The sequence below is a fragment of the Sphingomonas sp. CCH9-E2 genome, from assembly GCF_001557215.1.
Classification (GTDB): Bacteria; Pseudomonadota; Alphaproteobacteria; order Sphingomonadales; family Sphingomonadaceae; genus Sphingomonas.
In genome coordinates, this window is the sequence record NZ_LSJM01000148.1 from 1 (window position 1) to 15,137 (window position 15,137).

Below are 15,137 nucleotides of genomic sequence, written 5' to 3' on the forward strand. Positions count from 1 at the left end.
CGGCAGCCCCCGCCACGCGTCCCGCCAGCGCAAACAGCGCCCGCCCCCGCTCGCCATGGGTCCGCAGCGCCGCCTCGTCGAGCTCCGGCTCGAGTAACACTCGCCAGCCCTCGACGACCTGCCCGACCTCGGCCCCGGTCACCCCATCGCGCAGCACGTCGCGGACAATTCCCTGCAGCACCGGCTCGGGCGGCGGTGGCGCGCTGTCGAGCTTCGCCAGCGCATCCTGCCACCATTGCATGCGGATCTGGCCCAGCATCGGCTCGCTGGTCGTGCGCAACGTTTCCGCCAGCTTGTCGTCGAGCGCAAACAACGCCGCCAGCGCCGCCGCGGCGGCCGGGGTCGGCATATAGGTCAGCACCAGTCGGCGTTCGACATCAATCACCGGCCTGCTCCGCGCGACATAATGGTGTTCACCACGTTAACCATGCGCCTTCAATCCCCGTTAGCCCAGTTTCGCGCATAGCGGATGCAGGAACCGGGGATCCCATAGCATGCCGTTGCGCTCAACCGTCATGAACAGCGCCCGCAGCACCATGGCTGCACTGGCGCGTGACAAGCGCGGCAACACGCTTGCGATCATCGCCGCCTCGCTGATTCCGCTCGCGGGCATGGTCGGCGGCGGCGTCGATTTGAGCCGCATGTACATCGTCAAGACGCGCCTGCAACATGCCTGCGACGCCGGCGCGCTCGCCGGGCGCAAGCAGATGGGCGGCGGCACCTGGACGTTCAACAACAATGCGGCAAATGCCGCAGCGGAACGCTTCTTCGACGCGAATATTCAAGCCAGCCCCTATGGCGCGTCGACAGTCACGCGCAGCTTCAGCGAAAACGCGGGCAAGGTCACCGGCACCGCCAGCGCGACGCTGCCGATGACGCTGATGCGCGTGCTCGGCAAGACGACCGAAACCATCAGCGTCACCTGCGACGCCGAAATGCGCCTGCCGAATACCGATGTGATGTTCGTGCTCGACACCACCGGCTCGATGGGCAGCAAGGCGGTATCGACCGACAGCCAGACCAAGATGGAGGCGCTCAAGTCGGCGGTAAAGTGCTTCTACGAAATCGTCGCGCGCCTCGACACCGCCGAAAACTGCGCCACTGGCGCCCCCTCGGGCGGTACCGGGGCCTCGGTGCAGGTCCGCTTCGGCTTCGTGCCCTATGCGACCAACGTGAACGTCGGAAAGCTCTTGCCGACCGACTGGATCGCCAACAACTGGTCGTACCAGACGCGCGAGCCGCAATTCAACACTTCGACCTCGACGACCTGGACGCAGGGCAGCGCGACGGAGACCGGCAGCCCTGATGTTCAACAGGGCAGCACGAGCGGCTGGAGCACCATCAGCACGACTTACGATGTCACCAGCAGCTGGTGTGACAGCCAGATCCCCGCAGAGGGAGAGATCAACTATACCGGCTCACCCACGACCCAGAACTACCAGGAGAGCGGCGGGAACCCGCGCACTGTAACATGGGAAACCGTGCAGGATGGCTGGCGCTACGAATACCGGGCCAGCTATCGCAGCAGCGACGACCGTTGTCGCATCCAGCGGCGCAGCCGTGACGTCACAGTCACGCGCTACTGGACCCGCACCGATACCGGCACCGAGACGACGACGCAGACCTTTGCCCGCTGGCGCTATGCGTTGATCAGCAAAGATATCTCGGGCCTGAAGAATGGCACCAGCTGGAACAACTCGGTTTCGCTGAACATCGGCACCAACGGGGCGATGCGCTCAGTCAGCTGGGATGGCTGCATCGAAGAACGTCCCACCGTTTGGCAGACAAGTTACAGCCCGATCCCTTCGGGCGCGAAGGATCTCGACATCGATCTGGTCCCCAGCACCGGCGATCCCACCACACAATGGGGGCCGGCGCTGCCCGGTGCGATCTTTGCGCGCGACGTAACCACCGACTGGAATCAGCTGGATCGCAACGAGGCGCTGACGACCACCGACTATTACAATAGCGTTCCGTATGAATGCCCCGAAGAGGCGCGCAAGTTGCAGACTTGGCCGACTGCGTCGGCGTTCGAAAGCTACGTCAATGGCCTGAGCACCGGCGGCAACACCTATCATGATATCGGCCTGTTGTGGGGCGCACGCTTTGCCTCCCCTACCGGCATCTTCCGCAGCGAGAATCAGTTCACGCCGCAGGGCGGCGAGATTGAGCGCCACATCATCTTCATGACCGACGGTGAAGCGTGCACCAGCGAGCTCAACTACGGACCCTATGGCTTTCCGTGGCTTGACCGCCGCACGACCGATCCAAACCAGGCACCGACCAGCGGCTGTCTCACCACGGGGACGCTGACGCAACAGGTCAACGCACGCACTCAAGCGATCTGCACCGCAATCAAGAACAAGAACATCACCCTGTGGGTAATCTGGTTCGGTGCGTCTAGCACGACGATCGAGGGGATGATGCAGAGCTGCGCCACGCCCGGCCGCTATTTCGCGGCGCGCAACTCGGCTGATCTGCAGAACACCTTCAAGTCGATCGCGGATCAGATTTCCCAGTTGAGGCTTACCCGGTGAGGCGGCGATTCTCCCTCCGTCGCTTCACCCCCGGCGCGCTACGGCGCGACGAGTCGGGTGCCACCATCGTTGAGTTTGCGATGGTGGCACCCGTCCTTGGCCTCGTGCTGCTCGGCGCGTTCGACGTCGCGCACACCCTCTACACCCGCGCCGCGCTGCAGGGCGTGGTGCAGAAGACCGCGCGCGACTCGACACTCGAAAGCGGAACCGACGCGACGACGCAGGCCGCACTGGATGAAAAGGTAAAGGCGCAGGCCAAGGCACTCGCCAACAACGCCACGATCACCATCACCCGCCGCTTCTATCGCACCTTCAGCGATGCCGCGGCCGCGCGCGCCGAAACCTGGACCGATACCAACAGCAACGGCCGGTGCGATGCGGGCGAGCCCTATGAGGACGCCAACCGCAACAACACATGGGACCGCGACGGCGGCAATGCCGGACAGGGCGGTGCCAAGGATGCAACGTTGTACACCGTCACCGCCAGCTATCCGCGCATCTTCCCGCTTTACAATCTCGTCGGGGGTTCGCGCACGACCACGATCACCGCGTCGACCGTGCTGCGCAACCAGCCTTACGGCGACCAGGGCAGCTATGGCGCGATGCAGGTACGGAACTGCACATGACCCGCCGCCGCTCCTTGCGCCGACTGCGTTCCGATGCGAGCGGCGTTGCGCTGCTCGAATTCGCGTTTTCGCTGCCGATCCTGTTGCTGCTCAGCCTGACCGGGGCGGAGCTGACCAACTATATCACCGCGCGGATGCGGATCAGCCAGATCGCGCTGCATCTGGCCGACAATGCCGCGCGGATCGGTTCCGGAAGCCAGCTCCAGGCCAAGACGATCAACGAATCCGATATCAACGACCTGCTGACCGGTGCGGGGCTGCAGTCGGGGGAACTGGCGCTGTTCACGAACGGCCGGGTGATCATCTCCAGCCTCGAACCTGACCCCGCAAACGCCGGCAAGAACCGCATCCGCTGGCAGCGCTGCCGCGGTGCGAAGACCGCGCAGGTGTCGGCGTACGGGGTGGCGGGCACGGCCAATCTCAATGGCATGGGAAAGACGGGCCGATTGGCCACGGCACCAACCGATGGCGTGACCATGTATGTCGAGGTCTATTACGAATATCAGCCGCTGCTGAAAGCGTCGTTCGCCCCCAACACCAATTTCCGCGAGGAAGCATCGATGATGGTGCGCGACCGCCGCGACACGGCGGGTGGCACCAACGGCGTCTATCAGGTGGCGGGCGTCACCGCCTCGACCTGCTGATCGCGCGAAAGCCCCTCCCCGTCAGAGGAAGGGCTTGGCACAAGTCAGCGATAGGTGACCTTCTTCACCCCCGCGATCACCTTGTCGGCGGTGATCAGAGCGAGCTTCTCGAGGTTCGCGGCATAGGGTAGCGGCACGTCTTCGTTGGTCACGCGGATCACCGGGGCGTCGAGGTCGTCGAAGCCCTGCTCCATGCACACCGCCACGATTTCCGACGCGATCGAACAGACCGGCCAGCCTTCCTCGACCACCACCATGCGGTTGGTCTTCTTCAGGCTCTGGAGCACCGTATCGGTGTCGAGCGGGCGCAGCGTGCGCAGGTCGATCACCTCGGCATCGATGCCTTCTGCGGCCAGCTTCTCGGCGGCTTCGAGCGCAACGCCCACGCCGATCGAATAGCTGACCAACGTCACGTCCTTGCCCTCGCGCACGATGCGGGCCTTGCCGATCGGCAGCACCCAGTCGTCGAGCTTGGGCACGTCGAAGCTGCGCCCATACATCAGCTCATTTTCAAGGAAAACGACCGGGTCTTCCGACCGGATCGCCGCCTTGAGCAGGCCCTTGGCATCCGCCGCATCGTACGGCGCGATCACGATCAGGCCGGGAACGCTGGCATACCACGGCCCGTAGTTCTGCGAGTGCTGCGCGCCGACACGGCTTGCCGCGCCATTGGGGCCGCGGAACACGATCGGGCAGCGCATCTGGCCGCCCGACATGTAATTGGTCTTCGCGGCCGAATTGATGATGTGGTCGATCGCCTGCATCGCGAAGTTGAACGTCATGAACTCGACGATCGGCTTGAGACCGCCCATCGCCGCGCCCGAACCGATGCCGGCAAAGCCATATTCGGTGATCGGCGTGTCGATCACGCGCCGCGGACCGAATTCGTCGAGCAGACCTTGGGTCACCTTATAGGCGCCCTGATATTCAGCGACTTCCTCACCCATCACGAACACGCGATCGTCCGACCGCATTTCCTCGGCCATTGCATCGCGCAGCGCTTCGCGGACAGTCGTCTTGACCATCTCGGTGCCCGCCGGAACCTCCGGGTCGGCCACGGTCGCGGCCTTGTCGCTCGCCAGCTGCTTGGTGCCGCTGTCGGCCTTTTTGGGTCCGCCGTCCTCACCTGCGTCGGACTCGGCGGCCTTCTGCGCCTGCGCCGGCGCTTCGGCTTTTTCGGCTACGGGAGCGGGAGCCGGCGTGGACGCATCCTCGCCCTCGGCCGCGATCGTCGCGATTACGGTGCCGACCTTCACCCCGTCGGTGCCTTCGGCAACCAGGATCTGCGCCAGCGTGCCTTCATCGACCGCTTCGAATTCCATCGTCGCCTTGTCGGTTTCGATCTCGGCGATGATGTCGCCCGACTTGATCGTATCGCCTTCCTTCACCAGCCACTTGGCGAGGGTTCCCTCTTCCATCGTGGGCGAGAGCGCGGGCATCTTCAGCTCGATCGCCATTTCAGTACGTCTCCACCAGAACGTCGGTATACAGCTCGGCCGGATCCGGCTCGGGTGCCTGCTCGGCAAAGTCGGCCGACTCGTTCACCGCCTTGCGGATCTCCGCCTCGATCGCCTTCAGCTCGTCTTCCTTGACGCCGACGGCCTCCAGTTCCTTCTTCACGCCCTCGATGGGGTCGCTCTTCTCACGCACCGACTGAACCTCGTCGCGCGAGCGGTACTTGGCCGGGTCGGACATCGAATGGCCGCGATAGCGATAGGTCTTCATCTCCAGGATGATCGGCCCCTTGCCTGCGCGCACCCACGCCAGCGCTTCCTCGGCCGCGCCACGGCACGCCAGCACGTCCATTCCGTCGACCTGGATGCCCGGAATGCGGAAGCTCTCGCCGCGCTTGTACAGCTGATCCTCGGACGATGCGCGGTTGACGCTCGTGCCCATGGCATACTGGTTGTTCTCGATCACGAAGATGATCGGGAGCTTCCACAGCTCGGCCATGTTGAAGGTCTCATAGACCTGGCCCTGGTTTGCCGCGCCATCGCCGAAATAGGCCATGGCAACGCCGCCATCCCCGCGATACTTGTGGGCAAAGGCCAAGCCCGCGCCGAGCGAGACCTGCGCGCCGACGATGCCGTGACCGCCGTAGAACTTCTTCTCGGTCGAGAACATGTGCATCGACCCGCCCTTGCCGCGGCTGATGCCCGCGGCGCGACCGGTCAGCTCCGCCATGATCTCCTTGGGATCGATGCCGTATGCGAGCATGTGGCCATGGTCGCGATAGCCGGTAATCACCGAATCCTTCTCGCCGTCCAGTGCCGACTGCAGGCCGACCGCGACCGCTTCCTGCCCGATATACAGGTGACAGAAGCCGCCGATGAAGCCGAGACCGTAAAGCTGGCCCGCCTTCTCCTCGAAACGGCGGATGAGCAGCATCTGGCGATAGAATTCGAGCAGCTCCTCCTTCGAGGCTTCGTACCGTTTTGGTTCGTTTGGACGCTCACGGTTGGTTGGAGCTGGTTCGATGGTGCGGCCTTTGGCCGGGGATTTTGCCACGATGATCCTCATCCTGGGGAAAGATGGAAGCGGCCCTATAGGCCGGTTATCGCCCCGGGCGCAATGGCCCGCGCGGCTAGTAACAAACGTGTCTAACGCTACGGCGGCGAGCGCGTCGATGCGCGACAGCAGCTTTTAGTCGAGAGTGACGATCACCTCGTCGGGATGGACGACGTTGAGCTTCTTGCGGGTCTGCTCATCCACAATGTCAGGGTCGGCCCCCTTGGGGTCCAGCAGCGCCACCCGGTTGCGCAGCTGGGCGCGCTGTGCCTCGAGCTTGGCGAGTTCGGCCTGCTTGACCTCCAGCTGGCGCTTGTAGTCGCCGTAAACCAGCACTCCGTTCGGACCCAGTACCGCCGAGTAAGCGAAAAAGCCCATCAGGATGATCGCCACGGCGGGCAAGCCGGCGCGACGCAGGATCGTATTGAACGGAGTGGACCGGCTCATCTGGTTAATCTCGCCTAAACCGATTCGGCGATCAACCCCGTAATATGCCGCGACCGGCATAAACCGACGCGTCGCCGAGCTCTTCCTCGATCCGGATCAACTGGTTGTACTTGGCAAGCCGGTCCGAACGCGCGAGCGAACCCGTCTTGATCTGCCCGCAATTGGTCGCGACCGCGAGGTCGGCAATCGTCGCGTCCTCGGTCTCGCCCGAGCGGTGCGACATCACGGCGGTGTAGGACGAACGCTGCGCCAGGCTCACCGCCTCCAGCGTTTCGGTCAGCGTGCCGATCTGATTGACCTTGACCAACAGCGAATTGGCATAGCCGCCATCGATGCCGCGCTTGAGCCGCTTCGGGTTGGTCACGAACAGGTCGTCGCCGACGAGTTGGACCTTGCCGCCCAGCTTTTCGGTCAGCAGCTTCCACCCATCCCAATCATCCTCGGCCATGCCGTCCTCGATCGAGAAGATCGGGTAGCCCGCGCACAGATCGGCGAGGAAATCGGCATTCTGCGCCGAGGTAAGGGTCTTGCCCTCACCCACCATCTTGTACGCGCCGTCGCGATAATATTCGGTCGCGGCGCAATCGAGCGCCAGCATGACATCGTCGCCCGGCTTGTACCCGGCCTTCTCGATGCTCGCCATGATGAAGTCGAGCGCCTCGCGCGTCGATGCGATGTTCGGCGCGAAGCCGCCCTCGTCGCCCACCGCGGTCGACAGGCCCTTGTCGTGCAGGCCCTTCTTGAGCGTGTGGAAAATCTCCGCGCCGCAGCGCACCGCTTCGGCCAGCGAGTCCGCGCCGACCGGCACGATCATGAACTCCTGGAAGTCGATCGCATTGTCGGCATGCTCGCCACCATTGATGATGTTCATCATCGGCACCGGGAGGACATGCGCCGAAACGCCCCCAACATAGCGGTACAGCGGCAGGCCGCGGGCATCCGCCGCCGCCTTGGCCACCGCCAGGCTCACGCCCAGGATCGCGTTCGCGCCCAGCCGGCCCTTGTTCTCGGTGCCGTCCAGCTCGATCATCGCATAGTCGATCTCGGCCTGATCCTCGGCATCCAGGCCCGTGATCTCCTCGGCAATCTCGCCATTCACGCCCTCGACCGCCTCGAGCACGCCCTTGCCGAGATAGACCGACTTGTCGCCATCGCGCTTCTCGACCGCTTCGTGGGCGCCGGTGGATGCGCCCGACGGCACCGCAGCACGGCCAAAGCTGCCGTCTTCGAGCAGCACATCGACCTCGACCGTGGGGTTGCCGCGGCTGTCGAGAATCTGGCGCGCATGGATGTCGATGATTGCGGTCACGAAATGGTCTCCCTACCTTGGGTCAAGACGGTGTCGCGCGGGCCTCTATCCCGTTCGTCGCCGCTGGGCAAATCACGGATGGCGCGGAACCCTCGCGCCGCGCCATGGTTGTCTGAGCGAACCATTAGAAGGGTAGCGAGCGATGGCTGACGAGACTTTCCCCAAGGACCAGAGCATGGACCCCGCAACCGATGCGCTGGTGGCGACACCCCCGAGCGCCGCAGGTGCATCCGACGAGAGCAGCAAGCGCAGCGCGGGCGCCTTCGTCCGTGACGAGGCAAGCAAGCTCGCCGGTCAGGCAGGCGACAAGGCCCGCTCCTTCGCCGACACCGGCAAGGAAAAGGCGACCGGCGCGCTCGACGAATTTTCGGCGATGATGCGCGACGCGGCCGGTACGGTCGATGAAAAGCTGGGCGAACAATATGGCCAATATGCCCGCTCCGCCGCCGACCAGATTTCGGGTCTCGCCGAATCGCTGCGTGGCAAGCAGGTCGACGACCTGCTCGATGACGCGCGCGAGTTCGTGAAGAAGAGCCCCGCCGTGGCCGTCGGTATCGCGGCCGGTGTCGGCTTCGTCCTCGCGCGTCTGCTCAAGTCCGGGCTCGATGCGGCAGGCGACCTTGCCGACAAGGGTGCGCCGGACGACAGCACCAAGGCATAACATGGCCTGGGGGGCGTGGTGAACGAACGGGAAGACGACAGCATCGGCGCATTGGCGGCTCAGGCAGTCGCCGATGCGCGTGCCTTTGCCGACGCTGAAATCGCTTATTGGAAGGCGCTGGCGCTCGCTCGGCTCAGCGACGCGCGCGCAGCGCTGATCTTTGGCGCGCTGGTGTTCCTGCTCGCCAATTCCGCCGCAATCGCGCTGATCGTCGGCCTGGTCCTGATCCTGTCCCCCCATGTCGGCCCGGCTGCCGCGACATTGATCGTCGTGGTAACCGCGCTCGGTGCCGCAGCCTTGGCCGGTCGCGCAGCGCTCGCCCGTTACCGCCGCGCCATCCGCCCCCGGAACATGCCATGAGTGAAACGCTTCCCACCGACCTGACCGAGGCCGAGGCGCGCAGCCGCAACGCCCGCGCCCGGCTGTTCGGCACGCTGGGGCGGATGCAGGACAAGCTCAACCCGATGGCGCTAGCCCAAGACGCGGTCGAGAATGTCGCGATCGGCGTTGCGCGCGACACAGTAGCGACGGTCCGCGCCAACCCCCGCACCGTCGCGGTCGTCGCCGGTGCCGCGATGCTCTTCCTCGCGCGCCGACCGCTCGCGCGATTGCTGGTCGGCGGTGCAACCGCTGCGGCCAAGGCGAGTTTGAACAAGCGCAAGCCAGACACCAGATCAGGGGCGAAGGCCCGTCCGAAGAAAGGATCCTCGACATGACCACCCCCCGCAACACACAAAAGCCCAGCACCGTCGAAGGCCTCGCGAAGAACCCGATCGCGCTCGTCGCCGGCGGGGTTGCGCTGGGTGCCGTGATCGGCGCACTGATCCCGCGTCCGCAACAGGAAAAGGACCTGCTCGCACCGGTCGGCAAGCGCCTCGCGGAAGGTGCCACCGCCGCCGCTGCCGCCGCGCGCGAAGCCGGCAAGGCGGAGATCGACGCCATCCTGCCCCAGCGCGACGCCGCCAAGGATCAGATCGGCAAGATCATCGGCTCCGCCCTGACCGCCGCCAAGGAAGCCGCGGCGAGCAAGACCGACGCGTAATCGCAGCCGTGCCGCGCTTTTACGGTGCGGCACGGTATTGAGTGCAGCGCAACAACGCGGCTAAGGCTCCCGGTGTATCTCATTCCCCGGGAGCAATTATGAGCAAGCTGCACCTCGTCTTCGGCGGTCGCGTGAAGGACCCGATGACGCTCGATTTCCAAGATCCGACCAAGCTCGACGTGGTCGGCATCTTCCCCGACTATGCCAGCGCCGAAAAGGCATGGCGCGGCGCCGCGCAGCGGACGGTCGACGATGCCGAGATGAAATATGTGGTGGTCCACCTCCACCGGCTGATGGAGCCTGAGGCAGAGGGCTGAAGCAGAACCTCCCCTCCCGCTTGCGGGAGGGCTCGGGGGTGGGCCTGTCCATCAGGCACCCCCGCATGAGAGCGACAAGCCCTCCCCTAGCCCCTCCCGCACGCGGGAGGGGAAATGGATCAAATAAACTCGATCTTGCTGACCTCGTACCAGCGGTCGCCCGCCGGCACGGTCACTTCGACCTCGTCGCCCAGGCTCTTGCCGATCAGCGCGCGGCCCAGCGGCGAGTTGTAGCTGATCCGCCCGGTCTTGGCGTCCGCCTCGGCCTGGCCGACGATCTGGTACTTCACCGTCTTGTCGTCCTCGTCGAGCAACGTCACCGTCGCGCCGAACACGATGCGATCGCCCGACAGGTCACGCGGATCGATGATCTGCGCTCGGCTCAGCTTGTCCTCGATGTCGGCGATCGATGCCTCAACCTGGCCCTGGCGTTCCTTCGCCGCATGATATTCGGCGTTTTCCGACAGGTCGCCATGCGCACGCGCTTCCTCGATGGCGTCCACGATCAGCGGACGCTCGGCTTTCAGCGCCTTGAGCTGCTCATTGAGCTTCTCATAGCCTTCCGCCAGCATCGGCATCTTCTCGACCGTCGCCATTCAAACCCGTCCTTCGTCAAAAGCCCCGTGTCCCCGGCGTACCTTAAGCGGCCCGCTCGCACCCTAACCTTCGTTGTGGGGGATCAATTGTGCGATTGCGAATAGTAAGCCTGCAACGGACGGACTTCAAGGGACTGGCCGCTCAGCGCCGTAATGGCCTGCGCCGCGGCGACGCTGGCGGGTGCCGTGGTGAAGTACGGGATCTTCAGCGACAGCGCCGAAGCGCGGATCGACTCGCTGTCCTTCAACGACTGCCACCCCTCGGTGGTGTTGAAGATCAATGCGATATCGCCATCGCGGATGCGGTCCACGATATGCGGACGCCCCTGCGCCACCTTGTTGACCCGCTCGACCGGCACGCCCTGCGCCGCCAGGTAATCAGCGGTCCCGCCCGTCGCGACGATGGTAAAGCCCTGTTCGACCAGCAGCTTCACGCCCGGCAGCACCACCGGCTTGTCGCTGTCCTTGACGCTGACAAAGACATTGCCGCCCGTCGGCAGTACCGTGCCCGCGCCCAGCTGCGCCTTGGCAAAGGCGGTGGGGAAATCGCGATCGATCCCCATCACTTCGCCGGTCGACTTCATTTCCGGTGACAGCACCGGATCGACACCGGGGAAGCGGTTGAACGGGAACACCGCTTCCTTGACCGCGATATAATCGATGTTCCGATCGATCTTGGGCAGGTCGCGCAGCTTCTCGCCCGCCATCACGCGGCTTGCGATCTTGGCGATCGGAATGCCGATGGCCTTGGCGACGAACGGCACGGTACGCGACGCGCGCGGGTTCACCTCGATCAAGTAAACCTCGCCGTCCTTGACCGCGAACTGGATGTTCATCAGGCCCTTGACCTTCAGCGCGCGCGCCAGCGCATCCGCCTGTCGCTCGATCTCGGCGATGATCGCGTCGGGCAGGCTATAGGGCGGCAGCGAGCACGCGCTGTCGCCCGAATGGACCCCCGCCTCCTCGATATGCTGCAGCACGCCTGCGACGACCACATCGTCGCCATCGCAAATCGCATCGACATCGACCTCGATCGCGTCGCGCAGATACTGGTCGATCAGCACCGGGGCATCGCCCGACACCTGCACTGCGGTCTGGATATAGTGATCGAGCTGCTCGGGCGTATCGACGATCTCCATCGCCCGACCACCCAGGACGAACGAGGGGCGCGTCAGGACCGGATAGCCGATGCGCTCGGCCACCGCGATCGCCTCTTCGCGGCTGCGCGCAATGCCGTTCTTCGGCTGTTTGAGGTTCAGCTTCGACACCAAGTCCGCGAACAGCTCGCGATCCTCGGCCAGGTCGATCGCATCGGGGCTGGTGCCCAGGATCGGGATCCCCGCCTGTTCCAGCGCGCGCGCCAGGTTGAGCGGCGTCTGCCCGCCGAACTGGACGATCACCCCCGCCAGCGTGCCGTTCGACATTTCGACGTGCAGGATTTCCAGCACATCCTCCGCCGTCAGCGGCTCGAAATACAGCCGGTCCGACGTGTCATAATCGGTGCTCACCGTCTCCGGATTGCAGTTGACCATGATCGTCTCATAGCCCGCATCCGCCAGCGCGAAGCAGGCGTGGCAGCAGCAATAGTCGAACTCGATCCCCTGCCCGATCCGGTTCGGCCCGCCGCCCAGAATGACGACCTTCTTGGCGGACGTCGGCATGCTCTCGCACTCGGGCGCGCCGAAGGACGGCGCCTCATAGGTCGAGTACATGTACGGCGTCTTGGCATCGAACTCGGCCGCGCAGGTGTCGATCCGCTTGAACACCGGACGGACACCCAGCTTGTGGCGCAGCTTGCGCACATCGGCCTCGGTCACCCCGCCAGTCATCGCCTTGACGACCTCGCCGATCAGGCCCGACGACTTCGCCATCGCGTCGGTGCCCGCGCGCAGATTGGCCGAGCGCAGCGCCAGCCACGCCAGCCGCTTGTCGCTGAACCCCATCGCCTTGAGCCGCCGCATCCCCGCCGCATCCTGCGGCAGGCCATTGCGGCACACGCCCTCTTCCGCCGCGACGATCTCGGCGATCCGCTCCAGGAACCATGGATCATAGGCCGCGAGCGCATGCACCTCGGCCACCGTGAAGCCTTCACGCAGCGCCTGCGCCGCGATCAGCAGCCGGTCGGGCGTGCGCTGCGCCAGCGCCGCCTCGATCACGTCGCGCGGCGCGCCCTGCAGATGCTCGACATTGTTGAAGCCCGACAGGCCGGTCTCCAGCCCGCGCAGCGCCTTCTGCATCGATTCATGGATGTTGCGGCCGATCGCCATCACTTCGCCGACCGACTTCATCGCCGTGCCCAGCGTCGCTTCGGCGCCCTTAAACTTCTCAAACGCAAAGCGCGGGATCTTGGTCACGACATAGTCGATCGTCGGCTCGAACGACGCCGGGGTCGCCCCGGTGATGTCGTTGGTGATCTCGTCGAGCGTGTACCCCACCGCCAGCTTCGCCGCGACCTTGGCGATCGGGAAGCCGGTTGCCTTCGACGCCAGCGCCGAGGACCGCGACACGCGCGGGTTCATCTCGATCACGATCAGGCGCCCGTCCTTCGGATTCACCGCGAACTGCACGTTCGACCCGCCGGTCTCGACGCCGATCTCGCGCAGCACCGCGATGCTGGCGTTGCGCATGATCTGATATTCCTTGTCGGTCAGCGTCAGCGCGGGCGCGACCGTGATGGAATCGCCCGTATGGGTGCCCATCGCGTCGACATTCTCGATCGAACAGATGATGATGCAGTTGTCGTTGCGGTCCCGCACGACCTCCATCTCATATTCCTTCCAACCGAGGAGCGATTCCTCGATCAGCACCTCGGTCGTCGGCGAAGCGTCCAGCCCCTTGCGGACGATCTCGATGAACTCTTCCTTGTTATAGGCAATGCCGCCGCCGGTGCCGCCCAGCGTGAAGGACGGACGGATGATCGCCGGCAGCCCGACCTTCTCCAGCCCCTCCAGCGCCTCGGCCTCGCTGTGCGCAATCGCCGAGCGCGCGCTGTCGAGCCCGATCTTGTCCATCGCGTCGCGGAACTTCAGCCGGTCCTCGGCCTTGTCGATCGCCTCGGCATTCGCGCCGATCATGGTTACGCCGAACTTCTCCAGCGTGCCATCCTGCGCCAGCGCCAGCGCGGTATTCAGCGCCGTCTGTCCGCCCATCGTCGGCAGCACCGCATCGGGCCGCTCCTTCTCGATGATCTTGGCGACCACCGCAGGCGTAATCGGCTCGACATAGGTCGCGTCGGCCAGCTCGGGATCGGTCATGATCGTCGCCGGGTTCGAATTGACCAGGACGATGCGATAGCCCTCTTCCTTGAGCGCCTTGATCGCCTGCGTGCCCGAATAATCGAACTCGCACGCCTGACCGATCACAATGGGACCAGCGCCGATGACGAGGATGGAGGAGATGTCGGTGCGTTTGGGCATTATTTTCGCTTCAAACCATCTTTTGAAATATCTACGTCCCAACCATCGTAGGTCAGGCCGAACTCGCTAGCGAACGAACAGAACAGCGGAAGCGTGTGCTTTAGCCATTCTTCGATGATCGGCGCATCTTCGCCGATCAGGAGACGACCGTTTCCGACCTCTAGAACATTGAATTGCTTTTCCCGAGCAAACTTCGCCGCTCGTTCAACGTCAGCGTCCGAACCTACGAGGAGATGAGTAATCGGTCGCGACTTTTCGATATCGAGACCGTCAGCCTTCATCCGATCCATAATCGCGAAGCTAGGCTGAACGATCCTTCGTATGCACTCTTCATACGGTTGTCCCGCCATCTGCGAATTCTCCACCGGCACCGCGTTTCCGCAGCCTGAAAGCACAAGAGTTGCCGCAGCCAGCACCGCGACAAAGGTCCTGTTCAAGCCAACATCCCCACAAACCGCTCGAACAGATAGAAACTATCCTGCGGCCCCGGCGACGCCTCTGGATGATACTGAACCGAAAACGCCCGCCCGCCGTCGATTTCGATCCCGCAATTGCTGCCGTCGAACAGCGACACATGCGTCTCGACCACACCTGCGGGCAACGTCGCGCTTTCGACCGCGAAGCCGTGGTTCATCGACGTGATCTCGACCGCGCCGTCGCTCAGCCGCTTGACCGGATGGTTCGCGCCGCGATGCCCCTGGAACATCTTGGTCGTCTGCGCGCCCACCGCCAGCGCCAGCAGCTGATGCCCAAGGCAGATGCCGAACAGCGGCTTCTTGGTCGCCAGCAGCTCGCGGATCACCGGCACGGCATATTCGCCCGTCGCGGCGGGATCGCCCGGCCCGTTCGACAGGAAGATGCCGTCGGGGTTGAAGCTCAGCACCTGCTCCGCCGTCGCGGTCGCGGGCAGCACCGTCACCTTCGCCCCGGCCTTCACCAGATTGCGGAAGATATTGTGCTTTGAGCCATAGTCGATGGCGACAACATGCGGTCTATCTAGCCCCTCCCCTTCAGGGGAGGGGCTAGATAGACCG

Annotated in this window: 16 protein-coding genes and 1 pseudogene; 8 read left to right on the forward strand and 9 right to left on the reverse strand. The window is 64.4% G+C overall.

Annotated features, from left to right (window positions below):
* Positions 1-385 (reverse strand): annotated as a pseudogene (locus AX681_RS07895) (squalene/phytoene synthase family protein); the annotation flags it as partial.
* A gap of 109 nt (positions 386-494) precedes the next feature.
* On the opposite strand from AX681_RS07895, the gene AX681_RS07900 reads away from it, so the two are divergent.
* Genes AX681_RS07900 through AX681_RS07910 form a run of 3 tightly spaced genes read left to right on the forward strand, consistent with a single transcriptional unit; the run spans position 495 to position 3,807 of the window.
* Complete coding sequence (locus AX681_RS07900; RefSeq protein ID WP_231733774.1) at positions 495-2,537, forward strand: Tad domain-containing protein; 2,043 nt, start codon at positions 495-497, stop codon at positions 2,535-2,537.
* Positions 2,534-3,163, forward strand: a complete 630-nt coding sequence (locus AX681_RS07905; RefSeq protein ID WP_066661735.1) for a TadE/TadG family type IV pilus assembly protein — start codon at positions 2,534-2,536, stop codon at positions 3,161-3,163. Before AX681_RS07900 ends, AX681_RS07905 begins: the two co-directional genes overlap by 4 nt.
* Positions 3,160-3,807: a hypothetical protein gene (locus AX681_RS07910; protein WP_066682011.1), complete on the forward strand. Its 648-nt coding sequence runs from the start codon at positions 3,160-3,162 to the stop codon at positions 3,805-3,807. Before AX681_RS07905 ends, AX681_RS07910 begins: the two co-directional genes overlap by 4 nt.
* A 44-nt stretch (positions 3,808-3,851) precedes the next feature.
* On the opposite strand, the gene AX681_RS07915 is transcribed toward AX681_RS07910, so the two are convergent.
* The 4 genes from AX681_RS07915 to eno form a co-directional block, all read right to left on the reverse strand.
* On the reverse strand, positions 3,852-5,264 hold the full coding sequence (locus AX681_RS07915; RefSeq protein ID WP_066662327.1) for a pyruvate dehydrogenase complex E1 component subunit beta: 1,413 nt from the start codon (positions 5,262-5,264) through the stop codon (positions 3,852-3,854).
* A 1-nt stretch (position 5,265) separates the two neighbouring features.
* Complete coding sequence (gene pdhA / locus AX681_RS07920) at positions 5,266-6,327, reverse strand: pyruvate dehydrogenase (acetyl-transferring) E1 component subunit alpha (RefSeq protein ID WP_066662324.1); 1,062 nt, start codon at positions 6,325-6,327, stop codon at positions 5,266-5,268.
* A 123-nt stretch (positions 6,328-6,450) separates the two neighbouring features.
* Complete coding sequence (locus AX681_RS07925; RefSeq protein ID WP_066662322.1) at positions 6,451-6,762, reverse strand: FtsB family cell division protein; 312 nt, start codon at positions 6,760-6,762, stop codon at positions 6,451-6,453.
* Between the two features lie 31 nt (positions 6,763-6,793).
* On the reverse strand, positions 6,794-8,071 hold the full coding sequence (eno, locus tag AX681_RS07930) for a phosphopyruvate hydratase (protein WP_066662320.1): 1,278 nt from the start codon (positions 8,069-8,071) through the stop codon (positions 6,794-6,796).
* 142 nt (positions 8,072-8,213) lie between these two features.
* Here eno and AX681_RS07935 point away from each other — a divergent pair, with 142 nt between their 5' ends.
* From AX681_RS07935 to AX681_RS07955, 5 genes are all read left to right on the forward strand, one after another.
* Positions 8,214-8,732: a hypothetical protein gene (locus tag AX681_RS07935; RefSeq protein ID WP_066662319.1), complete on the forward strand. Its 519-nt coding sequence runs from the start codon at positions 8,214-8,216 to the stop codon at positions 8,730-8,732.
* 18 nt (positions 8,733-8,750) lie between these two features.
* On the forward strand, positions 8,751-9,092 hold the full coding sequence (locus AX681_RS07940) for a phage holin family protein (RefSeq protein ID WP_156442841.1): 342 nt from the start codon (positions 8,751-8,753) through the stop codon (positions 9,090-9,092).
* The gene (locus AX681_RS07945) at positions 9,089-9,448 is read left to right on the forward strand and encodes a hypothetical protein (protein ID WP_066662313.1); all 360 of its coding nucleotides are present in this window, start codon (positions 9,089-9,091) and stop codon (positions 9,446-9,448) included. Before AX681_RS07940 ends, AX681_RS07945 begins: the two co-directional genes overlap by 4 nt.
* Entirely contained in the window at positions 9,445-9,774 is a 330-nt protein-coding gene (locus tag AX681_RS07950) for a hypothetical protein (RefSeq protein WP_066662311.1), read from the forward strand. The genes AX681_RS07945 and AX681_RS07950 overlap by 4 nt, the downstream gene beginning before the upstream one ends.
* 98 nt (positions 9,775-9,872) lie before the next feature.
* Positions 9,873-10,091 carry a DUF4170 domain-containing protein gene (locus AX681_RS07955; RefSeq protein WP_066682012.1) on the forward strand — a complete coding sequence of 73 codons (219 nt, stop codon included), beginning with the start codon at positions 9,873-9,875 and terminating at the stop codon, positions 10,089-10,091.
* A 119-nt stretch (positions 10,092-10,210) separates the two neighbouring features.
* On the opposite strand, the gene greA is transcribed toward AX681_RS07955, so the two are convergent.
* From greA to AX681_RS07975, 4 genes are all read right to left on the reverse strand, one after another.
* Positions 10,211-10,687, reverse strand: coding sequence for a transcription elongation factor GreA (greA, locus tag AX681_RS07960; RefSeq protein ID WP_066655776.1), 477 nt, complete (start codon positions 10,685-10,687; stop codon positions 10,211-10,213).
* 83 nt (positions 10,688-10,770) lie between these two features.
* Positions 10,771-14,103 (reverse strand): carbamoyl-phosphate synthase large subunit, encoded by a 3,333-nt coding sequence (gene carB, locus AX681_RS07965; RefSeq protein WP_066655774.1) that lies wholly within the window; start codon positions 14,101-14,103, stop codon positions 10,771-10,773.
* Entirely contained in the window at positions 14,103-14,540 is a 438-nt protein-coding gene (locus tag AX681_RS07970; protein ID WP_066682015.1) for a ribonuclease E inhibitor RraB, read from the reverse strand. Before AX681_RS07970 ends, carB begins: the two co-directional genes overlap by 1 nt.
* Positions 14,537-15,137: carbamoyl phosphate synthase small subunit (locus AX681_RS07975; RefSeq protein WP_082749530.1), on the reverse strand; the 601-nt coding region annotated here is incomplete at its 5' end. The genes AX681_RS07975 and AX681_RS07970, both read right to left, overlap by 4 nt.